A 26,627-nucleotide genomic window follows, 5' to 3' on the forward strand; every position below is an offset into this window, starting at 1 on the left:
GCACGCGGAGGCGCGCGGTTGCCGCGCGCCTCCCGGCCGGCCATGCAATAGCAGGACCCCTCGATGTTCGAACTTATCGGCATTCCTCCCCAGGCACTGTTCGGCCAGTTGCTGCTCGGCCTGATCAACGGCTCGTTCTACGCGATCCTCTCGCTGGGGCTGGCTGTTATCTTCGGCTTGCTCAACATCATCAATTTCACCCATGGCGCGCAGTACATGCTCGGCGCCTTCGTGACCTGGATGCTGCTGAACTATTTCGGCATTCCCTACTGGTGGTCGCTGCTTATCGCGCCGATCGTGGTCGGCTTCACCGGCATCATCCTCGAGCGGCTCTTGATCCGGCGGCTCTATCACCTCGACCATCTCTACGGCCTGCTGCTGACCTTCGGTCTCGCCTTGATCACAACCGGCGTCTTCAAGCAGATCTACGGCGTCTCCGGCCTGCCCTACCAGGCGCCGGCGCTGCTGCAGGGAGGCAACAATCTCGGCTTCATGTACCTGCCGAATTCGCGCGCCTGGGTCATCATCGCCTCGGCCATCGTCTGCCTTGCGACCTGGTTCGTCATCGAGAAGACCAAGCTCGGCTCCTATCTGCGCGCGGCGACGGAGAACCCGACGCTTGTCGGCGCCTTCGGTATCAACGTGCCGCTGATGATCACGCTCACCTACGGCTTCGGCGTCGCGCTGGCCGGGTTCGCCGGCGTGCTGGCCGCGCCGATCTACGCAATCAATCCGGTGATGGGCGAGAACCTGATCATCGTCGTCTTCGCCGTGGTGGTGATCGGCGGCATGGGCTCTATTCTCGGCTCCATCGTCACCGGCTTCGGGCTGGGGCTTATCGAGGGGCTGACGCGCGTCTTCTATCCGGAAGGCTCGGCGGTGGTCATCTTCGTCATCATGGCGCTCGTGCTGCTGGTGAAGCCGGCCGGGCTCTTCGGGAGGACCGCGTGATGGTCGCCACGACTCAGACTGAAATCGCCTCGCCCGGCGTGCCCGCGACCCACTCCGCGCTGGGCATGCCGTGGCATCACATGGCGATTTTCGCCGGCCTTCTCGTGCTGCTCGTCGCGGCGCCGTTCTTCCTCTACCCGATCTTCGTGATGAAGATCCTGTGCTTCGCGCTGTTTGCCTGCGCCTTCAACCTGCTGCTCGGCTATGGCGGGCTGCTGTCTTTCGGCCACGCCGCCTATTTCGGCATGGCGAGCTATGTCTCCGCCCATGCGGCAAAAGTCTGGGGCCTGACGCCGGAACTGGCGATCATATCCGGCACGCTCGTGGCGGCCCTTCTGGGGCTTGCCATCGGGGCGCTGGCGATCCGCCGCCAGGGCATCTATTTCGCCATGGTGACGCTGGCCTTTGCCCAGATGGTCTATTTCTTCTCGCTGCAGGCGAGCTTCACCGGCGGCGAGGATGGCATCCAGGCGGTGCCGCGCGGCATGCTGTTCGGCCTCATCGACCTGCGTTCGTCCGAGGCGCTGTATTTCCTCGTGCTGGCGATCTTCTTCGTCGGCATATTGCTGATCTACCGCGTCATCCACTCGCCCTTCGGGCAGGTGCTCAAGGCGATCCGCGAGAACGAACCGCGTGCGATCTCGCTCGGCTACCGCGTCAACCGCTACAAGCTCATGGTGTTTGTGCTGTCGGCGATGCTCGCCGGACTCGCCGGCGCCACCAAGGCGATCGTCTTCCAGCTCGCCTCGCTCACCGACGTCTACTGGACGATGTCGGGCGAGGTCGTGCTGATGACGCTGATCGGCGGCATGGGAACGGTGTTCGGCCCGATCATCGGTGCCGCCGTCATCGTCACGATGCAGAACTACCTGGCCACCTTCGGAGCGTGGGTCACGATCATCCAGGGTGCGATCTTCGTCATCACGGTGATGCTGTTCCGCGAAGGCATCATCGGCGTGATCGCCAAATGGATCAGGAAGCCGCTATAGCAGTCCTTCCCGCGCGGCGGCCCTCACCAGGTCGCCGCGTGGAGCCGGCATCTTCCTGACCATCAGCCGCTCGCGGCTCAGCCAGCGGCTGATCAGCAGGACGGCGACCACGGCGAGGCCCGCCGACAGGCCGATCCATATTCCCACACCGTTCATCCCAACCTTGAAGGCCAGGAACGCGCCCAGCGGCAGGCCGACGCCCCAGTAGCCGAGCGCCGCGTAGAGCATCGGCACGGTCGTGTCCTGAAGCCCGCGCAGCATGCCACCGCCCACGGCCTGTGCTCCATCGACGATCTGGAACAGCGCGGCCAGTGCGAGGAAGGTCACGGCGAGCTCGATCACCGGCGCGTTGACGGGATCGGACAGGTCGATGAAGGCTGTGATCAGCAGATGCGGAGCCAGCAGCATCAGCAGCGCCATCAGCGCCATGAAGCCGACGCCCATGCAGAATGCCGTCCAGCCCGCGCGGCTGACGCCATCCCTGTCGCCTGCCCCGAACGCGCGCCCCACACGCACGGTTGCCGCCTGGCCGATCCCCATCGGGACCATGAAGGAGATCGACGCCACCTGGATCGCGATCGCGTGTGCGGCCAGCGACACGGCATCGATCAATCCCATGATCAGAGCGGCCGCGTTGAAGATCGACACCTCGAAGGTCAGGATGCCGGCGATCGGCAGGCCGAGCTTGAACAATTCGCGGAAGCGCGGCCAGTCGGCGCGCCAGAAGCGTCCGAACAGGCGATAGCGGCGAAAGTGCCTGTCGAGCGTCACGGCCAGCACCATTCCGACGAACATCAGAATGCTCGACAGCACCGTGGCGATACCGGCACCCATCAGTTCGAGCTTCGGGAAGCCGAAATTGCCGAAGATCAGGCAGTAGTTCGCCAGCACGTTGAAGGCGACCGCCACGAAGACGATCACCAGTGCCCAGCCCGGCCGCTCAAGCGCCGATATGAACGATCGCAGGACCACGAACCAGTAAAAGGGCAGGACCGCCCATTGCAAGGCCCGCAAGTAGCGCCCGGCTTCCGCGGCAAGTGCTTCATCCTGCCCCATGGCGAGCAGGATCGCCTCGCCCTGCCACAGGATCAGCCAGATCGGCACCACCACGGCAAGCGCGACCCACAGGCCTTGCCGCACGGTACGGCGCACGTCGCGCACCGAATGCCGATTGCGGCCCAGTTCGAAAGCGATCATCGGCGAGACCGCGAGAATCAGGCCGAGGCCGAAGATCATCGGTGCGAAATACAGGTTGGCGCCGAGGGTGCCGGCCGCCAGCGACTTTGGGCCGAGGCGGCCCATCATCATCACGTCGGTCGCGGTCATCGCGGTCTGGCCGAGATTGGTCAGGATCATCGGCCATGCGAGCAGCATCATGGCGCGCAGTTCGACGCGCCAGCGCCCTGCGGGCAGGCGAGGATTGATCGTGGTCTCAGACATCGCCACTCAATAAAGCGCAAAGCTGCACAAAACAGAACCACCATGCCGCTTTGTTTGGCGCAGCCGCCGCGCGAACCAATTGCGAAGGGCGGCGTTTGAAGCTAAGACCCCCGACGCGCACGATCCCCGAACCGCCGAGGACCCCATGACGACCGACACGTTTGCCACGGCCGCCGAGCAGGCTCGCCTTCTTTCCGCCGCCCTGCCCTTCATGCAGCGCTACGAGCACAAGACCGTGGTGATCAAGTATGGCGGCCATGCGATGGGCGACATCGAGCTCGGCAAGGCCTTCGCCCGCGACATCGCCTTACTCAAGCAGTCCGGCGTGAACCCGATCGTCGTCCATGGCGGCGGGCCGCAGATCGGCGCGATGCTGTCGAAGATGGGCATCGAATCCAAGTTCGAGGGCGGCCTGCGCGTCACCGACCGCAAGACGGTCGAGATCGTCGAAATGGTGCTGGCCGGATCGATCAACAAGGAGATCGTGGCGCTCATCAACGCCGAAGGCGAATGGGCGATCGGCCTGTGCGGCAAGGACGGCAACATGGTCTTCGCCGAAAAGGCGCACAAGACCATCAAGGACCCCGATTCCAACATCGAGCGTGTGCTCGATCTCGGCTTCGTCGGAGAGCCCGTCGAGGTCGACCGCACCCTGCTCGATCTCCTGGCGCGCTCCGAAATGATCCCGGTCATCGCGCCCGTCGCGCCGGGCCGCGACGGCCACACCTACAACATCAACGCCGATACCTTTGCCGGCGCCATCGCCGGGGCACTGCACGCCTCGCGGCTGCTTTTCCTCACCGATGTTCCCGGCGTGCTCGACAAGGACAAGAACCTGATCGACGAGCTGACCGTCGCGCAGGCCCGCGCGCTGATCGCCGACGGCACCATTTCCGGCGGCATGATCCCCAAGGTCGAAACCTGCATCGAGGCGATCGATCGCGGCGTCGAAGGCGTCGTCATCTTGAACGGCAAGACGCCGCACGCGGTGCTGCTCGAACTCTTCACCGAGCACGGCGCCGGCACGCTGATCGTGCCCTAGCCCACCAGCACCAGCACGACGATGCCGGCGACGATGAGCAGGCAGCCGGCCGTCTCGATCCGGTTGATGCTTTCCTTGAAGAAGAACACCGACGCGGCGAAGGTGAACAGCATCTCGATCTGCGCCAGCGCCTTGACCACCGCCGCCTGCTGCAGGGTCATCGCCATGAACCAGCCGAAAGAGGCGGTGGCGCCCACGAAGCCGGTGAAGAGCGAGACCTTCCAGGCGCCCCGGATGCGGCCGATCTCGGCGCGGTCCTTCCAGAGCATCCATGCGCCCATCACCAGCGTCTGGAGCGTGATCGTCCAGGCCAGCGTCACCGCCGCCTGCATCATGAAGTTCGGCCCCAGCAAGGCGAGTGAGGCCGCCCGATAGGCGACCGCCGCAATGCCGAACAGCGTGCCCGAGGCAAGCCCGATCAGCGCGTTGCGGGCAAATACGGACGCAACGAGATTGCGCCAGCTCATCTGCATGTGCGCGACCGAGATCAGCATCACGCCGAAGACGCTTATGGCGATCGCCGCCAAAACGCCCGCCGTCACCGTCTCGCCGAAGAAGATCAGCGCGAAAAGTGCTGCCTGCGCCGGCTCGGTGCGCGAATAGGCGGTACCGACGGCAAAGTTTCGGTGGGAGAACAGATGGATCAGCAGGAAGGTCGCGCCGATCTGCGCCAGTGCGCCGACCACCACCCAGGCCACGAAGGTGGCGTTGGGCGCGGGCACGGGATAGCCCGCCAGCGCATGCAGCGCCCAAAGATAGAAAAGCGCGAAAGGCAGCCCGAAGCCGAAACGCACGAAGGTCGCGCCCGTCGTGCCCATCACGGCCTTCAGATGCTTCTGCGCCGCCGAGCGCAGGTTCTGCAGGAACGCCGCGGCGATCGTTATCGGTATCCAGAGTTCCATGTCGCCCCCGATGTCGGGTGCGGGTTAGCGCGGAGCCATGCGCGCCGGCAAGGGCCAGATGGGCACCTTGGGCAGGTCAGTGCAGCGATCAGGCCGCCTTCTGGCTTCCGTTCTCGAACACGACGCGGTTGCGTCCCTGCCGCTTGGCTTCGTAGAGCCGCCGGTCGGCCTCGCGCATCAACTGCGACCAGCTCAGATGCGGGCGCAGCCGCGCCGCGCCGATGCTGACCGAAAGCGGCAGGAACTTCCCCTCTCCCGGCGAGAACGGAATCGCCTCGACGCCCAGCCTGACGCGTTCGGCGACCAGCATCGCCTCCTCCGCCGTCGTGCCACCGAGAAACACCGCGAATTCCTCGCCACCGATGCGTCCGACGAGATCGGCATCGCGAACCCCGGCGCGGATCGCGTCGGCGATCAGCAGCAGCGCGGCGTCGCCTTGCTGGTGGCCGTGGGTGTCGTTGATATACTTGAAATTGTCCGCGTCGATGATCAGCAGAACGCCGGTGTCGGTGCGCCGACGACTGTTCTTGAGCGCCGCGAAGAACGATTCCCGGTTCAGGAGGCGGGTCATGTCGTCGTGGCGCGCCTTTTCCGCAAGCTTCTCATGCGCCTCGGCAAGTTCCATGTGCGCATCGGCCAATTGCTCATGGGCGGCGGCGAGCTGTCCGAACGCATCGGCAAGCTTCTGCTTTTGCCAGAGTGTGTAGGCGCTGGCCGGAAACGCGATCACCAGCGGACAGACCAGCGTCATCAGCACCGCGTTGCCTTCGACCACGCCACCGATCGCCGGAACGATCGTGATCACGATGAGGAAGGACGCCGCCGCCGAGCCGATCGCCAGCACAGCCGCCTTCAACAGTATCTGCCTCATGATGGACCCCCTGCACTCGACGTCCTATCTGGCAGGCGAAAGTAAATCCAAACTTGCACTCGCGGCCCGAATTTGAACGATCCGTGAAGTAACGCGGAACTTCTCTCCCGCCGCGGAATCGTCTAGGGAGACGGCATGACCAACGCGCCCGCTTCCGCCCGCTTCGCCCACGTCACCGACTGGGTGTTCGATCTCGACAACACCCTCTATCCGCACCACTCGAACCTGTTTTCACAGATCGACGTGAAGATGACGGCTTACGTGTCGGAATTACTGCAATTGCCGCGCGACGAGGCGCGCAAATTGCAAAAGGAGCTCTACAAGGATTACGGCACAACGCTGAACGGCCTGATGGCCCGCCACGGCATCGACCCGGACGATTTCCTCAACAAGGTCCACGACATCGATTATACGTGGGTCGATCCCAACCCCGCTCTGGGCGATGCGATCAAGGCGCTGCCGGGGCGCAAGTTCATCTTCACCAATGGCGACCGTGGCCACGCCGAGCGCACGGCGCGGCAACTGGGCATCCTCGACCATTTCGACGACATCTTCGACATCGTCGCCGCCGATCTGATGCCCAAGCCCGCGCGCGAAACCTATGACAAGTTCGTCGGCCTGCACCGGGTCGATGCTCCGCGCGCGGCGATGTTCGAGGACCTGGCGCGCAATCTGAGCGTGCCGAAGCTGCTCGGCATGATGACCGTCCTCATCGTACCCAACAATTTCGAGCCGACATTCTCGGAAATCTGGGAACGCGACGCCGAGTTCGAGGACGATGTCGACTTCGTCACCGACGATCTCGCCGGCTTCCTGACGACAATCCTGGAAGACCTGCCACGTTGAAGCGTTTTACCGCGCTCGAAGCACGCATCGACGCAGCGGCTCATCGTGTTCTGGACAGACTGCCGGCTTCGGGCGCCTCTGGCGCCATCGTCGAATTCATCGTCTTCGGCCTCAAGCAGGCATGGGCCTGTCTGTTCGGCGGAGCCATGCTCGCATTGATGATCGGCACCCGTCTATGGTGGCCCGACGACGCGACGTTCGCGCGCTATGACTTCCTTTTTCTTGCGGCGGTCACGCTGCAGGCCGGAATGATCCTTCTCAAGTTCGAGACGCTCTCCGAGGCGAAGGTGATCCTGATCTTCCATGTGGTGGGTACAGCCATGGAAATATTCAAGACCCACGCGGGTTCATGGATTTATCCGGAAGACAGTTTCTTCCGGATCGGCGCGGTCCCGCTCTTCTCCGGCTTCATGTATGCGGCAGTCGGCTCCTACCTCGCCCGGATCACCCGCATCTTCGACATGCGCCATACCGGCTACCCACGCTTCTGGCAGACGCTGGCCCTTGCAGCGGCGATCTACGTGAACTTCTTCACTCACCACTTCATGCTCGACATCCGCTACGGATTGTTCGTCGCCACGGCGCTGCTGTTTGCCAGGACCACGGTGCATTACCGGGTGTTTCGCTTCCGCCATCAGATGCCGCTGCTGCTCGGCTTCCTGCTGGTCGCGCTGTTCATATGGTTCGCGGAGAATATCGGAACATGGAGCCGGGCATGGCTCTATCCAGGGCAGGAACGCGGCTGGACGCCGGTTTCGATACACAAGCTTGGCGCCTGGTATCTGCTGATGATCATCTCATTCGTTCTGGTGACGATCGTGCACCGGCCCAAGGCTCTCGGCGCGGCAGCTAACCCGCTTGATCGCGGAAGCTGATTGTCCGCTCACCCCTGCTCTGTGTCGGGCGTTACCTGAAGCGTCAGCATGTCGGCATCGACGCTGTTCAACTCGCCCTGTTGCTCGGCATCGACATAGTCGCGATGCGGATGCTTGTTGCCTGTCTTCACCGCGAAACGATCGCAAGGCGCGGTTGCGCCCACGGCACCCCGGTTCAGCGGGTGGCCGAGGTCGATCTCCTGCTGCCTGCGGATCGTGTCGCTGTTCGAGTCGATCATGTCTGCCATCAGCGTCTCCTGTTCTTCAGTGGAAAGGAAACGTTCGGGCGGTCCGCCCGTTCCGTGCGAGGCCATGGGGCGTGGGGTCCGCATCAGGGTATCTCGTAGAATTCGCGAATGATCGCCCAGGCTTCATCGGCGGTGTCGACCGACTGGATGATGTCCTGGTCGCCGGGCGAGATCGTGCCCTGTTCCGCGAGGTAATCGAGGTCGATGGCGCGGCTCCAGAATTCCTTGCCGAATAGGATCACGGGCACCCGCTCCATGCGCCCCGTCTGGATCAGCGTCAGCGTCTCGAAGAACTCGTCCATCGTGCCGAACCCGCCCGGGAATACCGCGACCGCCTTGGCGCGCATGATGAAATGCATCTTGCGGATGGCGAAGTAGTGGAAGTTGAAGCACAGCTCCGGCGTGACGTAGATGTTGGGCGCCTGCTCGTGCGGCAGCACGATGTTGAGGCCGATGGACGGTGCGCCGCAATCGGCCGCGCCGCGATTGCCAGCTTCCATGACGCCCGGTCCGCCCCCCGTCACCACGACGAATTCGCGGTAATAGGTGGTCGCTGAATGTCGCGAGCAGAGCTGCGCGAACTGGCGCGCCTCCTCGTAGTAGCGCGAATTGGCGAGCAGGTTCTTCTTCTGCGTCTCGTTCTTCGCCGCCCAGGCCTCGCCGCCGGGCTCGGGCAGGCGTGCTCCGCCAAACAGGATGACCGTCGAGCGAATACCCCGCTCGGCCAGCATCATCTCGGGCTTCAGCAATTCGAGCTGCAGGCGCACGGCGCGCAGTTCGCGCCGGGTCATGAACTCCTCGTCGTCCCATGCCAGCCGGTAGGCGGGCGCGCGCGTCTGCGGCGTGTCGGGCACGGCCTTGGCGCGCTCGAGGTCCTCGTCGGAGTGCGGCAGTGGCGTCCAGCCGGACTTGTCCTCCGGATTCATGCGATCGTCATCCCGTCTCTGCGCCGAAGCCGGCGCGCCCCATCATTGACCCGTTTCGGCGCTTGGCATAGTTTCCGCGCCGACCGGGGAGCCCTCTTCCCTTGTAGCCTATGACTTGTCCCTTAACAGCGCGTGTAACGGAGCCTTTCGATGACAAAGCCGGACCTGGCAGACCTTGAGATCACCATCGAGAAGGCCTTCGACGAACGCGACGTGATCGACACCGGCACACGCGGCGAAGTGCGTGAAGCCGTCGATGCCTGCCTCGAACTGCTCGACAAGGGCAAGGCGCGTGTCGCCGAGCGCGGCGAGGACGGCACTTGGACCGTCAACCAGTGGCTCAAGAAGGCGGTGCTGCTTTCCTTCCGGCTCAACCCGATGGAAGTCATCAAGGGCGGTCCGGGAGAATCGGTCTGGTGGGACAAGGTTGCCTCCAAGTTCGATGGCTGGTCGGCAAACGAATTCGAAAACTCCGGGTTCCGCGCCGTGCCCAATTGCGTCGTGCGCCGCTCCGCCTACATCGCGCCGGGCGCGGTGCTGATGCCGTCCTTCGTCAATCTCGGCGCCTATGTCGGCGAGGGCACGATGGTCGACACCTGGGCAACCGTCGGCTCCTGCGCGCAGATCGGCCGCAACGTGCATCTGTCCGGCGGCGTCGGCATCGGCGGCGTGCTGGAGCCGATGCAGGCCGGCCCGACCATCATCGAGGACAACTGCTTCGTCGGCGCCCGCTCGGAAGTTGTCGAGGGCTGCATCGTGCGCGAGGGCTCGGTGCTGGGCATGGGCGTCTTCATCGGCAAGTCGACGAAGATCGTCGACCGCGCGACCGGCGACATCTTCTACGGCGAAGTGCCGCCCTATTCGGTCGTCGTGGCCGGTACGCTGCCTGGCAAGGCGATGGGCAACGGGCAACCCGGCCCTGGCCTCTACTGCGCCGTTATCGTCAAGCGCGTCGACGAGAAGACGCGCTCCAAGACATCGATCAACGAACTCCTGCGGGATTGATCACGGCGATCATCCCTCACCGGAACCCGAGACACGGAGCAAATCCTTGCCCGCCAACCAGATGATCTGGCTCTTCTTCGGCTTTTCCGGCCGTCTCAGCCGCGCCGCCTATTTCCTGGCCGGCCTGCTGATGATGATCGCCGTGGTGTTCATCACCTATCGGATGATCATGGCGCAGGAGAGCGGCCAGAGCGGCGCGGTATGGGAAACGCTGCTCAGCGTCGTGCTGCTCGCCTCCCTATGGGCGCAGGCGGCGCTCGGCGCCAAAAGGCTGCACGATTTCGCCAGGCCCGGCATCTTCGCCGCCCTTTTGTTCGTGCCGTTCTTCAACTTCATCACCTTCGTCGCCCTGTGCTTCATCCCCGGCACGCCCGGCCCCAACCAGTACGGGACGACCACCAACGCGCCGGCGGCGATCGGCAAGACCTGACTGCCGCGCCTGTGGCGATGCTCCGGCATGGATCCCCGGGTCAAGCCCGGGGACCCATGCCGGAACGCTCAGCCACGCGCCTGCCTTGCAAAACGGGCTTCCGCTCGGTCACTTCCGGCCCGCCAGTTCCCTGAGCCGATAGAGCGCCTCCAGCGCCTCGCGCGGCGTCATCTCGTCGGGCTGCAGCGCCGACACCGCTTCGGCCAGCCTGTCATCAACGGCCGCCTTTGGTGCCTCGCGCCTTGCGGCCACCGAAAACAGCGGCAGATCGTCTACGAGCCGCTCGGCCTTGCCGCTGGTCTCGCCCTCCTCGAGCTGCCGCAGGACCTCGCGGGCGCGCTCGACCACCGCGTCGGGCAGGCCGGCCAGCCTTGCGACCTGCACGCCATAGGAGCGGTCGGCCGCCCCCTTGCCGACCTCGTGCAGGAAGACCACGTCGCCCTCCCACTCCTTCACCCGCATCGTCACGTTGGACAGGCGCGCCAGCTTGTCGGCCAGCGCCGTCATCTCGTGGAAGTGGGTGGCGAAGATCGCCCGGCAGCGGTTCTTCTCGTGCAGATATTCCACCGCCGCCCAGGCGATCGACAGCCCGTCGAAGGTCGCCGTGCCACGCCCGATCTCGTCGAGGATCACCAGCGCACGCTCGCCCGCCTGGTTGAGGATCGCGGCCGTCTCGACCATCTCGACCATGAAGGTGGAGCGGCCGCGGGCCAGGTCGTCCGATGCGCCAACGCGCGAGAACAGCCGGTCCACCACGCCGATATGCGCGGAAGCCGCCGGCACGAAGGAGCCCATCTGGGCAAGGATCGCAATCAGCGCATTCTGGCGCAGGAAGGTCGACTTGCCGCCCATGTTGGGACCCGTCAGCAACCAGATCGCGCCGTTCTTCGCGCCGTCATCCGGCGACAGGTCGCAATCATTGGCCACGAACGGATCGGCGATCTGCCTGCGCAGCGCCTGCTCGACCACCGGATGACGTCCGCCCTCGATGCGGAAGCCCAGACTGTCGTCGACGCTTGGCCGGCAATAATTCTCGCCCGCGGCCAGTACCGCAAGCGCGGAGGAGACGTCGATTTGCGAAAGTGCGCTGGCCGCCGCGCGGATGGCATCCGCGTGCGACACCGCCTCGGCAAGCAGGGTTTCAAAGACGCGCAGCTCGATCTGCAGCGCGCGATCGGCGGCGTTGGCAATCTTCGTCTCCAGCCCGGCCAGTTCAGTCGTCGTGAACCGCATCGCATTCGCCATCGTCTGGCGGTGGATGAAGCGCGCCTTGGCGTCGGCCGTGCCGTTCATGATGTCGGCGTGGTTGGCCGTCACCTCGATATAGTAGCCGAGCACGTTGTTGTGCCGGATCTTCAGCGAACGGATGCCCGTCTCCTCGACGAGATCGCGTTCCATGCCCGCGACGACGCGCCGCGACTGGTCGCGCAGCGCCCGCATCTCGTCCAGTTCGCCATCGTATCCCGGCCTCACGAAGCCGCCATCGCGCTTGAGCAGCGGCAGTTCGTCGGCAAGGACACGCTCGAGATGCGCGGCGAAATCCACCGGCAGCGAGGCGAGCGTCTCGCAGGCCACTTTCAGCCCTTCCGGCAGCATCGCGTCGGAAAAGACCTCGACGAGACGGGCCGAGGCCTGCATTCCGGCCCGCAAGGCGCCCAGGTCGCGCGGACCACCCCGGTTGAGGGCGAGCCGCGACAGGGCGCGCGGCATGTCGGGAGCGCCCTTGAGCACCGCGCGCAGCGTCTCGCTCAAACGCGTTTCGGCAAGCAGGAACGAGACCTCGTCGAGCCGCGCATTGATCGCTGCGGGATCGGTCAGGGGCGAGGTCAGCCGTTCGGCCAGAAGCCGCGCTCCGCCGCCCGTCACTGTCCTGTCGATCGACTTCAGCAGCGAGCCTTCGCGGTTGCCCGACAGGGTCCTGGTCATCTCGAGATTGGCGCGCGTCGCCGCGTCGATGAAGAGGCTTGCACCGCTCTCCTCGCGCTCTGGCCGCGCCAGCGGCGGCCGCTCCGAAATCTGCGTCTTTTCGACATAGGCGATGGCGCCCGAGATCGCCGACAGTTCGGCGCGCGAGAACTGGCCGAAGCTGTCGGGTGTGGCGACGTCGAAAAAACGGGCGATGCGGCCTGTGGCGGCAGCCGAATCGAACAGCGTTGCCGGCTGCGGGCTCGCCATCCGCCCCAGCACGTCGAACACCGGCCGAAGGGCCTCGTCATGATAGACGGGTTCCGGCACGATCAGTTCGCGCGGGTCGACCCGCAATATGTCGGCAAGCAGGCGGTCGCCCAGCGATTCCGCCACCTTGAAGGCACCCGTCGAGATGTCGATCCATGCCAGCGCGTAGGAATGGTCGGCGGCCCCCTTCACCCGGCCCATCGCCATCAGATAGTTGGCCTCGGCCGGCGCAAGCAGCTTTTCCTCGGTGATCGTGCCCGGCGTCACCAGCCGGACCACGTCGCGCTTGACCACCGATTTCGATCCGCGCTTCTTCGCCTCTGCGGGGTCCTCGACCTGCTCGCAGACGGCGACGCGGTGGCCCTGCCCGATCAGTTTCTGCAGGTAGTCGTCGGCGGCATGCACCGGCACGCCACACATCGGGATGTCCTCGCCCTGATGCTTGCCGCGCTTCGTCAGCGTGATGCCGAGCGCCCGGCTGGCGATCTCGGCATCCTGGAAGAACAGTTCGTAGAAATCGCCCATGCGATAGAACAGCAGCGAATCGGGATTCGCCTGCTTGATCTCGATGAACTGCTCCATCATCGGCGTCGCCCCGGCTGTCGACAGCTCGGAGGCACCAAGGGAAGCGGGCGCGTGGTCGTTCAATTCGCAATGCCTTCTGAGGAAGCGGTTTTCCTGCTTGGCGATTTACAGGGGCCAAGTGTAGCCTTAATCGATGCGACGCCGCAAAACTCCACAAGAAGGCGTCACCGGGGAAGGAAGCAGACAACTCATGCCGTTGAAAGACAAGACCACCGAGGGCGGACCGTCCGTCAGCGCCCAGGAAGCGCTCGATTTCCATGCCATGGGCAGGCCGGGCAAGCTCGAGATCAATCCGACCAAGCCGATGGCGACACAGCGCGACCTGTCGCTGGCCTATTCGCCCGGCGTGGCTGTGCCGGTTCTGGCGATCGCAGAAGACCCGTCGCGCGCCTTCGACTACACGACGCGCGGCAACATGGTCGCCGTCATCTCGAACGGCACGGCAATCCTCGGCCTCGGCAATCTCGGCGCGCTGGCCTCGAAGCCGGTGATGGAAGGCAAGGCCGTCCTCTTCAAGCGCTTCGCCGACGTCGACTCCATCGACCTTGAAGTCGACACCCAGGACGTCGAGGAATTCATCAACTGCGTGCGCTTCCTCGGCCCCTCCTTCGGCGGCATCAATCTGGAAGACATCAAGGCGCCCGACTGCTTCATCATCGAGCAGCGGCTGCGCGAGATCATGGACATCCCCGTGTTCCATGACGACCAGCACGGCACGGCGATCATCGCGGCGGCGGGCCTCATCAACGCGCTGGCGATCACCGGCCGCGACATGAAGACGGCGAAGCTCGTCTGCAACGGCGCCGGCTCTGCCGGCATCGCCTGTGTTGAACTCGTCAAGTCGATGGGGTTCTCGCCCGAAAACGTGATCCTGTGCGACACCAAGGGTGTGGTCTATCAGGGCCGCGAGGAAGGCATGAACCAGTGGAAGTCGGCGCATGCGGTGAAGACCGACGCCCGCACGCTGGCCGACGCCATGGACGGCGCCGATATCGTCTTCGGCCTGTCCGCCAAGGGGGCGTTCTCCAATGCGATGATCCAGTCGATGGCCAAGAACCCGATCATCTTCGCGATGGCCAATCCCGACCCTGAAATCACGCCGGAAGAGGTTTCGGAGATCCGCACCGACGCGATCATGGCGACCGGACGCTCGGACTATCCGAACCAGGTCAACAACGTGCTGGGCTTCCCCTACATCTTCCGGGGCGCCCTCGATGTGCGGGCCACCACGATCAACGACGCCATGAAAGTGGCCGCCGCAGAGGCACTGGCCGCACTGGCCCGCGAGGACGTGCCGGACGACGTTGCCGCAGCCTATCGCGGCAACCGCCCGAAATTCGGGCCGAACTACATCATCCCCGTACCGTTCGATCCGCGCCTGATTTCGGCGATCCCCGCTGCCGTGGCACGGGCGGCAATGGATACCGGCGTGGCGCGGCGGCCGATCCTCGATCTCGAGAAATACAAGCAGGAACTGTCGGCGCGCCGCGACCCGATCGCGTCGACGCTGCAGCGCATCCATGACCGCGTCCGCCGCCAGCCCAAGCGCGTCGTCTTCGCCGAGGGCGAGGAGGAGCAGGTGATGCGCGCCGCGGTTTCCTACGTGAACCAGAAGCTCGGCACCGCCATTCTCATCGGCCGCGACGACGTCATCAAGGACAATGCACGCAATGCCGGCATCGATCTTGATCGTCCCGGCATGGAGATCATCAATGCGCGGCTGTCGCGCCGCAACGCCGTCTATGCCGACTATCTCTACGAGCGGATGCAGCGCAAGGGCTTCCTGTTCCGCGACTGCCAGCGGCTGATCAACAACGACCGCAACCATTTCGCCGCCTGCATGGTGGCGCTCGGCGACGCCGATGCGGTGGTCACCGGCGTAACCCGCAACTATTCGACTGCGCTGGACGATATCCGCCGCGTTATCGATGCGCGGCCGGGCCATCGCGTCATCGGTGTCTCGGTGGCGCTGTGCCGGGGCCGCACGGTCATCGTCGCCGATACCGCGATCCACGACATGCCCAATGCCGAGGAGATCGCCGACATCGCCGAGGAAGCCGCCGGCTTCGCGCGCCGAATGGGCTACGAGCCGCGCGTGGCGCTGCTCGCCTACTCGACCTTCGGCCATCCGCAGGGCGAGCGTTCGGAACGGGTGCAGGAAGCCGTGCGCATCCTCGACAAGCGTCGCGTCGACTTCGAGTATGATGGCGAGATGGCGGCGGACGTGGCGCTCAACGCCAATCTGATGCGGCAATATCCGTTCTGCCGGCTGTCTGGGCCGGCCAACGTGCTCGTCATGCCGGCGTTCCACTCCGCGTCGATCGCAACCAAGATGCTGCAGGAACTCGGTGGCTCGACCGTGATCGGCCCGCTGATCGTCGGGCTCAACAAGCCGGTCCAGATCGTGTCGCTCAACGCCAAGGATTCCGACATCGTCAACATGGCGGCGATCGCAGCCTACAACGCCGGGGCCTGAGCCCCGGCGACATCACCGCAAGCTGAGCGGATCAGGAACCCGTGGCGCGGCCGTGGTCGTTCGACGGCTGGCGCATGACACGGCCGACCGCGTGAAGCTGGTTCGCCATCATGGCGGTGCCGCCGCTCGACCCGCTGCCGTCGATCGAGAAGCGCGAGATCAAGGCATTGAGCGCCGTTGCTTCGCGCGCCAGGCCATGGCTTGCGGCGGTCGATTGCTCGGCCATCGCGGCGTTCTGCTGCGTGCCCTGGTCGATGGTGCCGACTGCGGTATTCACCTCCGCGAGGCTTGACGACTGTTCTCGCGCGGCTTCCGCGATCGCGGCGACGTGGTCGTTGATCTCGTTGACCTCGGCGACGATCTTCTCAAGCGAACTTCCCGTGTCGCCGACGAGCCTGACGCCCTGCTCCACCTGCGTCGCCGACGTGGAAATCAGGTCCTTGATCTCCTTGGCGGCCTCCGCCGATCGCTGTGCCAGCCCGCGCACTTCCTGGGCAACGACCGCGAAGCCCTTGCCCGCCTCGCCGGCACGGGCCGCCTCGACGCCGGCATTCAGCGCCAGGAGATTGGTCTGGAACGCGATCTCGTCGATCACGCCGATGATGTTGGATATCTCGCGCGACGAGGTCTCGATGCGCCCCATCGCGGCCACCGCGTTCTGGACCAGTGCACCGGATTCCTGCGCGCCTGTCCGGGTGCGCGAGACGAGCTGCCGTGCCTCTTCCGCCCGGCGGGTGGAGTCGCGCACCGTCGCCGTGATCTCTTCCAGCGCGGCCGCGGTCTGCTCGACGGACGCGGCCTGGCGCTCTGTCCGCTTCGACATGTCGTCGGCCGCGTGGCGGATTTCTTCCGAACCCGCGTCGATGGCGTGGGTGGCCTTGCTGATCTCGCCGATCGTGTCGCGAAGACGCGCGACCGACGTGTTGAAGTCGACCCGCAACTGTTCGAGGCGGCCGGTAAACGGCGTATCGATGTGGCTGGTCAGGTCGCCATGCGCCAATGCGTCGAGACCGCCTGCAAGAGCTTCGACGGCGGCGGCGATTTCCGCATCGACCGCGCGTTTTTCGTCGTCGTTGCGTGTGCGCTCGGCGTCGGACTGGGAGCGCTGGGCCACGTTCTCGCTCTCGATGCGCGCCTTCTCTTGCGCGTTGTCGCGAAACACCGCCAGCGCGCGGCCGATCTCGCCGAACTCGTCCTTGCGCTGCTGATGCGGTGCTTCAGCCGTCGCGTCGCCCGCCGCAAGGCGGCGTACCGATTCCGTCAGCGTCGCCATCGGTCGTATCATGGCGCGAATGGAGAAGAAGGCGATGGTGCCGAACAGCACCATGCAGATGGCGCCCACGCCAGCCACCAGCATCAGCATGGAATTGATCTTCGCGAAATAGACTTCCATCGGAATGCCGATGAATAGGATGCCGACATTGGCGCCGGCCTGGTCCTTGACCGGTATGTAGCCGGTCATGAAATCCCGACCGAAGAGCTGTGCTGGCCCGTAATAGGCTTCGCCGCGTGCCAGAACCGGCTGGGCGGGGTGGTCGGGCGCCAGTTTCGTGCCGACCGCGCGGTTGCCGTCCTCCTTGAGAACGTTGGTGGAAATGCGGACATAATCGCCGTCCTGCGCCTGGAACACCGTTGCAACACCGGCGATGGACTCGGCCGTCCTGTCCACGAGGCCATGATCGGCTATTGGCGGAATGGTTGTGGCCGATACGCTCCTGATGGCTTCGTTCTCGATGACGACATCGACGCCTTCAAGCGACATGCCCGACAGTACGGCCATGGCGCGGCCAGCTTCTCTGGCGTCCTTCAGAGCATCCCGCATGACGGAATCCTTGAGGCCGAAATGCATCGTGGCCACCATGGTGCCGGCGGTGAGCAAGATGAGCGCCACCGTCAATGCACCGATCCTGGATGCAATCGATGAAGTGAAAAACTTGAACATGCGACCCCCGATGGCCCCGCGCCTATTCTGCATGGTTCTATGATCGCATAAGATTTATCTTAAATAGTTAATCCTTCGAGAACTGCCTTCGAGCGCGTGCGCAAATCTCCAGGCGCGCCAATATTTCGTGCTGCAACACAACGTGTATGCGCACCCCCTCAAAACTGCCGGAACTTTGCTGCATTCACACGCTTGTAGATATTTACGCAGAATTTCGGCCGGTATCCGGTCTCATTTGAGCTCAACACATCATGAATTTTCATTCAGGCCCGAAGCTTCGGACCACCGAGATTTCCCTGCCCCGCGGCGGCGAGGTGCCTATCCGCGCGGTCTCCCCGCACTATGGCGACCTGCGTGCCCTGGGTGCGGCGCTGGCGCGCGGCGAGGCCGCCGACGCCCAGGCGTTGCAGCCCTATGATCCGCGCCAGCGCACCGCCGAGAATGCCGAGCATATCCGCAAGGTCGTGCATACGCTCAACCGCGCCCAGCAGCGCGGCGAGAGCGTCACGCCTGCCGCCGAATGGCTGCTCGACAACGCCTATGTCGTCGAGGAAGCGATTGTCGGCATCCGGCGTGACCTGCCGCCGAGCTTCTACAGGCAGCTTCCGCTTCTCGCAGGCCAGCAGGTGCCGCGGACCTTCGCCATCGCCTGGCTTTACGTCGCGCACACCGACAGCGCGATCTCGAAGCAGGGTTTCCGGGAGATCGTCGAAGGGTTCCAGGAAGTCCAGCCGCTGCGGATCGGTGAACTGTGGGCGCTTCCATCGATCCTGCGCTTCATCCTCGTCGAGAACCTGCGCCGTCTGGCCCTCCGGGTGGCACGGGCGCGCGACATGCGGCTCGCCGCGAACAGCGTCGCCGACATGCTGGCGATCACGTCCGGCGGCGAAGAAACGGCCATCCTCGAGGCGCAGGCGCGCACCGCCCACGACCACACCTTCGCCACGCAATTGCTGCACCGACTGCGCGACGGATCGCAGGCATCGAGCACCGGCTTGGCCTGGCTGGAAGCCAGGCTGGAGGAAGCGGACACCGACGCCGAAGAGATCACGCTGGCCGAACACGCCAACCTGTCGGCCGGCAACGTCACCACCGGCAACATCATCAAGGGCCTGCGGCTGATCGATGACATCGACTGGACCGACTGGTTCGAGGATGTCAGCCGCATCGATTGCCTGCTGCGCGACCGGACGGGCTTTGCAGCGCTCGATTTCCAGTCCCGCGATGCCTATCGCCGCGCCATCGAGAAGCTTGCCAAGCGGGCCGGACGCGAGGAATTCGACGTCGCAGCACAAGCCGTCGCGCTTGCCGAGCGCACACAGGCCGATGCTTCAGGCGATCGCAACGCGCTCGATGTCGGCTGCTTCCTGGTCGGGCCCAGGCGCGAAGAATTTGAGCGCGAACTGGGCTGCATGGTTCCGGCAAGGACGCGGTTCCGACGCGCCATGCATCGTATCGGCTGGCCGGCGCTGCTCGCACCAATCGCATTGATGACGATCCTCCTGCTGGCCGCGACCGGGGTGGCGCTGGAGGACTACGGTCTCGGCGACGGCGCCATCGCGCTGCTGGTCGTGCTCTTTATCCTGCCCGCGACGGAAGCCGCTACCGGATTTTTCAACACGCTGGTGTCCCTCGTCGTCAAGCCGACGCGCCTGATCGGCTATGAATACAAGGACGGCGTTTCCTCCCACGCGCGCACGCTCGTCGTTGCGCCGGTCCTCATCGGCAGCCGCGACGACATCGAGGAAGCGGTCGAGAACCTCGAGGTCCACTATCTCGCCAACATGGGCGGCGCGGTGCATTTTGCCATGCTTTCCGACTGGCCTGACAGCCCGACGGAACAGAGCCAGGCCGACACCGACCTCCTCGAACACGCCCGCAAGCAGATCGCCGCGCTCAACACGCGTCATCCGGGCCAGGATGGCCACCCCCGCTTCTACCTGCTGCACCGCCGTCGGCTCTACAACGACGCCGAAGGCTGCTGGATGGGCTGGGAGCGCAAGCGCGGCAAACTGCATGAGTTGAACACGCTGCTGCGCGGCGACCTCGACACCACGTTCTTCCCGCCCTCGGATCCGCTGCCGGACGATGTCGACTACGTCATGACCGTCGATGCCGACACGCGGATGACCCGCGGCGCGGTCGCCAAGCTCGTCGGCAAGCTCAGCCACCCGCTCAACCGTCCTGTCATCGACCATGCGGAGCGGCGGCTTTCCTCGGGCTATGCGATCCTGCAGCCGCGCGTCACCCCGTCGCTTACCACCGGCGACGAGGCGTCGTTCTTCCAGCGCGTCTTCTCCGCCAATCGCGGCATAGACCCCTATGTCTTCGCCGTGTCCGACACCTATCAGGACCTGTTCGGCGAGGGCACGTTCACCGGCAAGGGGCTGTACCATGTCGACGCGATGGAGGCGGCGCTCAAGGACCGCTTTCCCGAAAACGCCATCCTGAGCCACGATCTCATCGAGGGTTCCTTCGCGACCGCCGCGCTGGTCACCGACGTCGAGCTTATCGAAGACTATCCGACGCGCTATCTCGTCGACGCCTCGCGCCACCATCGCTGGGCACGCGGCGACTGGCAGCTCCTGCCATGGATCTTCAACCCGCTTTCGGGCGTGCCGGGCCTGTCGCGCTGGAAGATGGTGGACAATCTTCGCCGCTCGCTGATGCCCATGGTCTGGATAGCGGCGTCGGTCGCGGGCTGGACCCTGCTTCCCTTCACCCAGGCGGCGCAATGGCAGGCACTCCTGGTGCTCAGCCTGTTCTTCTCGCTCACTTACGGCATCGTCGACGCCATCATTCCGCATGGCCGCGATGCCACGCTGAAGAACCACGTGGCCGCATTCGCCCGCGACTTCGCCTTTGCCAGCGCCCAGGTGGCCGCGAAGATCGTCCTGATGGCGCATCTGGCATGGTCGATGAGCGATGCGATCCTGCGGACCCTCTACAGGCTCTTCATCAGCCGCAAGAATCTCCTGGAGTGGCGCACCGCCTCGCAGGCCGCGCGTGGCGGCACCGGACTGCTCGCCCACTACCGCGCGATGGGTGGCGCGCTGCCGATTGCCTTCGTCGGCCTCGCCTTGCCGTTCGCCGCCGATACCACCGGCACCTTCATCGCCTTCTTCTTCGCGCTGTTCTGGATCGGTTCGCCGGCCTTCGCCTGGCTCATCAGCCGTTCGGCACAGACCGAGGATCGGCTGGTGGTCACCAAGGCCGACGCTGCCACGCTGCGCACGGTCGCGCGGCGGACCTGGCTTTATTTCGAGACATTCGTGGATGCGGAGCACAACATGCTGCCGCCCGACAATTTTCAGGAAGTCCCGACGCCGGTCGTCGCCGGGCGAACCTCTCCGACCAATATCGGCGTCTATCTGCTGTCGGTCGTCTCGGCGCGTGATTTCGGCTGGATCAGCCTTCCCGAGACTGTCGACCGGCTGGAACGGACGGTGGATACGATCGAGCGCATGGAGCGCCGACGCGGCCATCTCTACAACTGGTACGACACGCGCACGCTGAAGCCGCTGCAGCCGCTCTACATCTCCTCCGTCGACAGCGGCAACCTGGCGGGCCATCTCATCGCGGTATCGGCGGCGTGCGATGCGTGGGCCGCCGCGACAGCCGCGCACTTGCAGGGCGACTTCGCCGGCATTCTCGATGCCGCGTCGATCCTGGAGGAGCAGCTTCACGCATTGCCCGACGACCGCAGGTCGCTGCGTCCATTGCGCCAGCGTCTTTCGGAGCGCGTCGAAGGCATGCGCCGCACCGTCGGCACCATCATGAGCGAGCCGGAAGTGGCCGCCATCCGCACCATCAACCTGACCGTGACCGCGCGCGACATCACCCGCCTGGCAAAGTCTCTGCATGAGGAGATCGCATCGTCGGCCAGCGAGGACCTGGCGCTGTGGGCGGAGAAGCTCGAAATCGCCTGTGAGGCGCATATGACCGACGCCCACATGGAAGGCGACGGGGTGCAGGCGCTGCGCAAGCGGTTGCGCGCGCTGCGCGAACGGGCGCGCAAATTCGCGTTCGAAATGGAATTCTCCTTCCTCCTGCGCAAGGACCGCAAGCTCTTGTCGATCGGCTATCGGGTCGACGAGGACCAGCTTGACGAGGCGTGCTACGACCTTCTTGCCTCCGAGGCGCGCCTGACCAGCCTGTTCGGCATCGCCAAGGGCGACCTGCCGACCGAGCACTGGTTCCGGCTCGGCCGTCCCGTCACCGGGATCGGCTTCTCCGGCGCCCTGCTGTCCTGGTCGGGGTCGATGTTCGAATATCTGATGCCGCCGCTGGTGATGAAGGAGCCGCTCGGCGGAATCCTTAACCAGACCAGCAATCTCGTCATCCGCAGGCAGATCAGCTACGGGCGCGAGAAGCGCACGCCATGGGGCATCTCCGAGGCCGCCTATAATGCGCGCGACCGCGAGATGACCTACCAGTACACCAATTTCGGCGTACCCGGACTGGGTCTGAAACGCGGACTGGCCAAGAATACCGTTATTGCGCCCTACGCCAGCCTGCTGGCGGCACAGTTCCGCCCGGCTGAGGCGGTCGCCAACCTGCAGCGGCTGAAGGCGGCCGGAGCGCTTGGCCGCTACGGCTATCACGACGCGGTCGACTACACGCCGGCGCGCGTGCCTGACGGCAGCAGTTGCGCCGTCGTGCGCAACTACATGGCCCACCATCACGGCATGTCGATCGTCGCCGTGGCCAACGCCATCTTTGAAGGCCGCATGCGCGACCGCTTCCATTCCGACCCCGTCATTGAGGCGGCCGAACTGCTGATGCAGGAGAAGGCGCCCCGCGACGTGCCGGCGATGCCGATCCGCGACGAGACCGGCGACGACCGGGCGCAGCCCGAACAGGTCGACGACCGGCCGGATTCGCGCCTCGTGCTCGACCCGTTGCGCAGCCCGCGCGCCACCAACGTGATGTCCAACGGCTATTACAACGTGATGCTCAACGCGACCGGCACCGGCTACAGCCGCGCCGGCCAGATTTCGGTCAGCCGCTGGAACGCCGACCCGAGCGAGGACCGGTCCGGCACGTTCCTGTTTCTCGGCGATCCCGCCAGCGGCGAATGGTGGTCGGCGACCGCCGAGCCGAGGCGCGCGCCGGGTGAAACCTGCCGCGCCTTCTTCTGCGACGACAAGGTCACCTTCACCAAGACCGTCGGTACGCTGCGCTCGGAAGTCGAGTGCGTCGTGGTCTCGGAAGCCAATGGCGAAGCCCGCCACATCACCATCTGGAACGACGGCGACCAGGACCGCCACCTCGAGATAACCTCGTTTGCCGAGCTGGCTCTGGCGCTGGAGGCATCCGACAGCGCCCATCCCGCATTCTCGAAAATGTTCGTGACGACGGAACTCGGTGGCCCGGACGGGTCCACGATCTTCGCCGAACGCCGTCGTCGCACCGACAGCGAGCCTGCCATTGCGCTGGCGCATTTCGTCACCTCGGCGACCGGGATGCCGCGCGACGTCACGGCGGAAACCGACCGCCGTCTCTTCCTCGGCCGCGGCCGTTCGATCGCCAATGCCGCCGCTTTCGATGCCGGCGCCCAGCTCACCGGCTCGACGGGATTCACGCTCGATCCCGTGATGGCGTTGCGCGCCAAGGTGCGCGTGCCTGCGCGCAAGAAGGTATCGCTGACCTTCTGGACGCTGGTAGCGGCCAACCGCGCGGATGTCGAGGAAGAGGCACGGCGCTTCCTGCGTGGCGAGAGCTACGAGCGGCAGGCAATGCTGGCATGGACACGCTCGCAGGTGCAGACGCGGCATGTGGGCATCACCCTCGCCGAAGCCGCCATCGTCCAGAAGCTGGCGCGCTACCTGCTCTATCCCGATGCGGCGCTTCGCGCGCCCTCCGAGACCATCGCCACGGGAATGGGACGCCAGTCGTCTCTCTGGCCGATGGCGATTTCCGGCGATTTCCCGATCTTCGCGCTTCGCATCGGGGACGTCGCCGACCTTCCGATCGTCGCCAACGCGCTGCGCATGCAGGAATATCTGCGCGCGCACGGCCTGCTTGCGGATCTGGTCATCGTCAACGAACAGGCCGCGTCCTACGTCCAAGACCTGCAGCAGTCGATCGAGCTGCTGTGCGACAATGCCCGGCTTCGCGGCCGCGAACTCGGACCGCGCCAGCACATCTTCGCCGTACGCCGCGACCTGATGGACGAGGCGTCCTATCGTACGCTCATCGCGTCTGCCCGGATCGTCATGCACACCCGTAATGGTCCGATCCTCGACCAGATCGAGCGCGCCGAGCAGACCGCGCTGGTCACCGATGCGGCGCTGCGCGAGGCAACCGTCGCCCAGCCTGCCGCACTCGCCGCGCCGACCTGGCATCCGTCTGCGAGCGACACGCCGGCACCGGCCGTCGCCGGTGACGATCTGGCATTCTGGAACGGCTTCGGCGGCTTTGCCGATGATGGCAAGGCCTATGTCGTGCGCCTGTCGGGCGACAGCGTCACGCCGCATCCATGGATCAACGTCATTGCCAACCGCGACTTCGGCTTTCACACCTCGTCGGGCGGAGCCTCGTTCACCTGGAGCCGCAACAGCCGCGACTTCCAGCTCACCCCATGGTCGAACGATGCGGTGACGAACCGGCCCGGAGAGGCGTTCTACGTCGTCGACATGGACACCGGCGAGACTTTCTCGCCGCAATCCTGCGTCGTGCGCAACCCGGCCGCGCGCTATGAGGCACGGCACGAACGCGGCGTCTCGACGTTCTCCGCCACGCTTCCCACTTTAACGGCGGAACTCGCCCAGCTCGTCGACCCGGCGGATGCCGTCAAGGTGCAGCGGCTGCGTCTCGCCAGCAGCGCCGGCAAGCCGGCGCGGCTGCGGGTCTACGCCTATGCGGAATGGGTCCTGGGCAACAACCGGGCCCGCAGCGCGCCCTATATCGTGTCCGGCAGGGACGACGCCACCGGCGCTCTGACCGCCGCAAATCCCTATCACCTCGACTACGGCGACCGGGTGGCGTTTCTTGCCTGTGACGCGGCAGACCAGAGCTTTACCTGCGACCGGACGGAATTTCTCGGTGCCGACGGCTCGACCCGGATCCCGCATGCGGTGCGGCGCGGCCTTGCCCTTTCCAGTTCCCTGGAGACCGGACGCGATCCATGCGCTGCGATCTCCTTCGACGTCAAAATCGCGGCAGGCGCCACGGCCGACCTCACCTTCGTGCTCGGCGACGCGGCGTCGAGCGGGGAGATTTCCGGGATCGTCTCGCGGCACCTGAGCGCGGATTTCGAAGACCGGCTTGTTGCCAACCATGCGGAATGGGACGCCTTTTCCGGCGCCCTCCAGGTCGACACGCCCGACCCCGCTTTCAACGCCATGGTCAATGTCTGGCTGCCCTATCAGGCCTATGCCTGCCGTATCCGGGCACGCTCGGCGTTCTATCAGGCCAGCGGCGCGTTCGGCTTCCGCGACCAGTTGCAGGATACGCTGGCGCTTCTTCTGCATGATCCGTCCCTTGCCAGGGAACAGATCCTCAACGCCGCCGCGCGGCAGTTCCCCCAGGGCGACGTCCAGCATTGGTGGCTACCCGGCAGCGGCGCCGGCGTGCGCACGATGATTTCCGACGACGTCGTCTGGCTCGCCTACGGCACGCATCATTATGTGCGGGTCACCGGCGATACCGCCATTCTCGACGAACGGATCCGGTTCATCGAGGGCCGCACGCTGGAGGACGGAGAGCATGATGCCTTCTTCACGCCGCAACCGGCAGGCGAGACGGCATCGCTCTACGACCATTGCGCCCGCGCCCTCGACCTCGCGGTGGAGCGAACCGGCGAGAACGGCCTGCCGCTGATCCTCGGCGGCGACTGGAACGATGGCATGAACCGTGTCGGCGAGGCGGGCCGCGGAACGAGCGTCTGGCTTGGCTGGTTCCTGCTCAAGGCCCTGCGCGATTTCGCCGGGCTGGCAGATGAGCGCGGCGACGCAACGCATGCCAGCGCCTGGCGCACCCATGCTGAAAAGCTGCAAGCCGCGCTCGACGCGGATGGCTGGGACGGCGCGTGGTACCGACGCGGCACCTTCGACGACGGCACACCGCTCGGCTCCAGCGTCTCGGATGAATGCCGCATCGATTCCATCGCGCAATCCTGGTCGGTCCTGTCCGGCGCCGGCAACACCGAGCGCGCGCGGGCCGCACTCGACAAGGCACTCGAACTGCTCGTCGACGACGATCTGCAGATCGCCCGGCTGTTCACGCCGCCCTTCGACAAGACCGACAAGGAACCCGGCTACATCAAGAGCTATCCGCCCGGCGTGCGCGAGAATGGCGGGCAATATACCCACGCGGCGACCTGGCTCGTCGCTGCACTCGCCGAACTCGGCCGTGCCGACGACGCGTGGCGGGTGTTTTCGATGCTCAATCCCGTCAACCACGCTCTCGACGAGGCGGCGGCGGATCTCTACCGGGTGGAGCCCTATGTGGTGGCCGCGGACATCTATTCCGAAGGCGACAAGGGCGGCCGCGGCGGCTGGACCTGGTACACCGGGTCCGCCGGATGGCTCTACCGCGTCGCCGTCGAGAACATTCTCGGCATCCGCCGCAACGGCGACAGGCTTGTCGTGAAACCGGCCCTTCCCTCGGCCTGGAAAGGCTTCACGGCGCGGCTGAAGCTCGGCGACGCCACCTATACGATCATTGTGCAGCGCGAAGACCCCAGCGCCGACGCGGGAGTCCCTGCGGAGTCAATGGATATTGCGCTGCACAAAAATGGAGAACATGAAATTATTGTAATGACACATTAGCGCCGTCTCGCCATGAATTGGCCTTTTTCATAATTATTTCATACCGTTACACGATCACGGATCGTAACGGCCTGTCTTTCTTCTTGTATATTACCTCGCAACGGAATCGCCATTTTTCCATTGAGAAGTATCGAGCCGAAGCATAGCGTC

The 26,627-nt window shown here is 65.0% G+C and carries 16 protein-coding genes; 9 read left to right on the plus strand and 7 right to left on the minus strand.

What is annotated here, in order from left to right; all coding sequences use genetic code 11:
• Window positions 1-63: 63 nt before the first annotated feature.
• Window positions 64-951 (plus strand): branched-chain amino acid ABC transporter permease, encoded by an 888-nt coding sequence (locus AAFN84_RS09525; RefSeq protein WP_347514318.1) that lies wholly within the window; start codon window positions 64-66, stop codon window positions 949-951.
• Between the two features lie 80 nt (window positions 952-1,031).
• A complete protein-coding gene (locus tag AAFN84_RS09530) occupies window positions 1,032-1,940 on the plus strand; it encodes a branched-chain amino acid ABC transporter permease (protein ID WP_347515093.1) in 909 nt (302 codons plus the stop codon).
• Here the strand turns inward: AAFN84_RS09530 and AAFN84_RS09535 are convergent.
• On the minus strand, window positions 1,935-3,317 hold the full coding sequence (locus AAFN84_RS09535) for an MATE family efflux transporter (protein WP_347515094.1): 1,383 nt from the start codon (window positions 3,315-3,317) through the stop codon (window positions 1,935-1,937). The two genes, AAFN84_RS09530 and AAFN84_RS09535, sit on opposite strands and share 6 nt — an antisense overlap.
• A 208-nt stretch (window positions 3,318-3,525) precedes the next feature.
• On the opposite strand from AAFN84_RS09535, the gene argB reads away from it, so the two are divergent.
• On the plus strand, window positions 3,526-4,422 hold the full coding sequence (gene argB / locus AAFN84_RS09540) for an acetylglutamate kinase (RefSeq protein ID WP_347514319.1): 897 nt from the start codon (window positions 3,526-3,528) through the stop codon (window positions 4,420-4,422).
• Here the strand turns inward: argB and AAFN84_RS09545 are convergent.
• Both AAFN84_RS09545 and AAFN84_RS09550 read right to left on the minus strand, forming a co-directional pair.
• Window positions 4,419-5,324, minus strand: coding sequence for a DMT family transporter (locus AAFN84_RS09545; protein WP_347514320.1), 906 nt, complete (start codon window positions 5,322-5,324; stop codon window positions 4,419-4,421). The genes argB and AAFN84_RS09545 overlap by 4 nt on opposite strands.
• A gap of 88 nt (window positions 5,325-5,412) precedes the next feature.
• On the minus strand, window positions 5,413-6,195 hold the full coding sequence (locus AAFN84_RS09550) for a GGDEF domain-containing protein (protein WP_347514321.1): 783 nt from the start codon (window positions 6,193-6,195) through the stop codon (window positions 5,413-5,415).
• 135 nt (window positions 6,196-6,330) lie between these two features.
• Here AAFN84_RS09550 and AAFN84_RS09555 point away from each other — a divergent pair, with 135 nt between their 5' ends.
• Both AAFN84_RS09555 and AAFN84_RS09560 read left to right on the plus strand, forming a co-directional pair.
• Window positions 6,331-7,041: a pyrimidine 5'-nucleotidase gene (locus AAFN84_RS09555; protein WP_347514322.1), complete on the plus strand. Its 711-nt coding sequence runs from the start codon at window positions 6,331-6,333 to the stop codon at window positions 7,039-7,041.
• Window positions 7,038-7,916: a DUF817 domain-containing protein gene (locus tag AAFN84_RS09560; protein WP_347514323.1), complete on the plus strand. Its 879-nt coding sequence runs from the start codon at window positions 7,038-7,040 to the stop codon at window positions 7,914-7,916. Before AAFN84_RS09555 ends, AAFN84_RS09560 begins: the two co-directional genes overlap by 4 nt.
• An 8-nt stretch (window positions 7,917-7,924) precedes the next feature.
• On the opposite strand, the gene AAFN84_RS09565 is transcribed toward AAFN84_RS09560, so the two are convergent.
• Together AAFN84_RS09565 and AAFN84_RS09570 are read right to left on the minus strand one after the other, a co-directional pair.
• Complete coding sequence (locus AAFN84_RS09565) at window positions 7,925-8,164, minus strand: hypothetical protein (protein ID WP_347514324.1); 240 nt, start codon at window positions 8,162-8,164, stop codon at window positions 7,925-7,927.
• 83 nt (window positions 8,165-8,247) lie between these two features.
• Window positions 8,248-9,090: an LOG family protein gene (locus AAFN84_RS09570; protein WP_347514325.1), complete on the minus strand. Its 843-nt coding sequence runs from the start codon at window positions 9,088-9,090 to the stop codon at window positions 8,248-8,250.
• Window positions 9,091-9,240: 150 nt separating this feature from the next.
• Between AAFN84_RS09570 and dapD the strand changes: the two genes are divergently transcribed.
• The gene (dapD, locus tag AAFN84_RS09575) at window positions 9,241-10,095 is read left to right on the plus strand and encodes a 2,3,4,5-tetrahydropyridine-2,6-dicarboxylate N-succinyltransferase (RefSeq protein ID WP_347514326.1); all 855 of its coding nucleotides are present in this window, start codon (window positions 9,241-9,243) and stop codon (window positions 10,093-10,095) included.
• Between the two features lie 46 nt (window positions 10,096-10,141).
• Entirely contained in the window at window positions 10,142-10,525 is a 384-nt protein-coding gene (locus AAFN84_RS09580) for a DUF805 domain-containing protein (protein ID WP_347514327.1), read from the plus strand.
• 108 nt (window positions 10,526-10,633) lie between these two features.
• Here the strand turns inward: AAFN84_RS09580 and mutS are convergent, their stop codons facing one another.
• Complete coding sequence (gene mutS, locus AAFN84_RS09585; RefSeq protein ID WP_347515095.1) at window positions 10,634-13,285, minus strand: DNA mismatch repair protein MutS; 2,652 nt, start codon at window positions 13,283-13,285, stop codon at window positions 10,634-10,636.
• Between the two features lie 190 nt (window positions 13,286-13,475).
• Here mutS and AAFN84_RS09590 point away from each other — a divergent pair, with 190 nt between their 5' ends.
• Window positions 13,476-15,761, plus strand: a complete 2,286-nt coding sequence (locus AAFN84_RS09590; protein ID WP_347514328.1) for an NADP-dependent malic enzyme — start codon at window positions 13,476-13,478, stop codon at window positions 15,759-15,761.
• 31 nt (window positions 15,762-15,792) lie between these two features.
• Here the strand turns inward: AAFN84_RS09590 and AAFN84_RS09595 are convergent, their stop codons facing one another.
• Window positions 15,793-17,703: a methyl-accepting chemotaxis protein gene (locus AAFN84_RS09595; RefSeq protein ID WP_347514329.1), complete on the minus strand. Its 1,911-nt coding sequence runs from the start codon at window positions 17,701-17,703 to the stop codon at window positions 15,793-15,795.
• A 251-nt stretch (window positions 17,704-17,954) separates the two neighbouring features.
• On the opposite strand from AAFN84_RS09595, the gene AAFN84_RS09600 reads away from it, so the two are divergent.
• Window positions 17,955-26,477 carry a glucoamylase family protein gene (locus AAFN84_RS09600; protein ID WP_347514330.1) on the plus strand — a complete coding sequence of 2,841 codons (8,523 nt, stop codon included), beginning with the start codon at window positions 17,955-17,957 and terminating at the stop codon, window positions 26,475-26,477.
• The last annotated feature ends 150 nt before the right edge of the window (window positions 26,478-26,627 follow it).

Source organism: Mesorhizobium sp. CAU 1741, from assembly GCF_039839275.1.
In the GTDB taxonomy this organism is placed as follows: Bacteria; Pseudomonadota; Alphaproteobacteria; order Rhizobiales; family Rhizobiaceae; genus Aerobium.

Excerpts from the sequence above, each read along its gene's own strand:
- AAFN84_RS09525 (WP_347514318.1), top strand. The coding sequence starts at position 64 with ATGTTCGAACTTATCGGCATTCCTCCCCAGGCACTGTTCGGCCAGTTG.
- AAFN84_RS09530 (WP_347515093.1), top strand. The coding sequence starts at position 1,032 with ATGGCGATTTTCGCCGGCCTTCTCGTGCTGCTCGTCGCGGCGCCGTTC.
- AAFN84_RS09535 (WP_347515094.1), bottom strand. The coding sequence starts at position 3,317 with ATGATGCTGCTCGCATGGCCGATGATCCTGACCAATCTCGGCCAGACC.
- argB (WP_347514319.1), top strand. The coding sequence starts at position 3,526 with ATGACGACCGACACGTTTGCCACGGCCGCCGAGCAGGCTCGCCTTCTT.
- AAFN84_RS09545 (WP_347514320.1), bottom strand. The coding sequence starts at position 5,324 with ATGGAACTCTGGATACCGATAACGATCGCCGCGGCGTTCCTGCAGAAC.
- AAFN84_RS09550 (WP_347514321.1), bottom strand. The coding sequence starts at position 6,195 with ATGAGGCAGATACTGTTGAAGGCGGCTGTGCTGGCGATCGGCTCGGCG.
- AAFN84_RS09555 (WP_347514322.1), top strand. The coding sequence starts at position 6,331 with ATGACCAACGCGCCCGCTTCCGCCCGCTTCGCCCACGTCACCGACTGG.
- AAFN84_RS09565 (WP_347514324.1), bottom strand. The coding sequence starts at position 8,164 with ATGGCAGACATGATCGACTCGAACAGCGACACGATCCGCAGGCAGCAG.
- AAFN84_RS09570 (WP_347514325.1), bottom strand. The coding sequence starts at position 9,090 with ATGAATCCGGAGGACAAGTCCGGCTGGACGCCACTGCCGCACTCCGAC.
- dapD (WP_347514326.1), top strand. The coding sequence starts at position 9,241 with ATGACAAAGCCGGACCTGGCAGACCTTGAGATCACCATCGAGAAGGCC.
- mutS (WP_347515095.1), bottom strand. The coding sequence starts at position 13,285 with ATGATGGAGCAGTTCATCGAGATCAAGCAGGCGAATCCCGATTCGCTG.
- AAFN84_RS09590 (WP_347514328.1), top strand. The coding sequence starts at position 13,476 with ATGCCGTTGAAAGACAAGACCACCGAGGGCGGACCGTCCGTCAGCGCC.
- AAFN84_RS09595 (WP_347514329.1), bottom strand. The coding sequence starts at position 17,703 with ATGTTCAAGTTTTTCACTTCATCGATTGCATCCAGGATCGGTGCATTG.
- AAFN84_RS09600 (WP_347514330.1), top strand. The coding sequence starts at position 17,955 with ATGAATTTTCATTCAGGCCCGAAGCTTCGGACCACCGAGATTTCCCTG.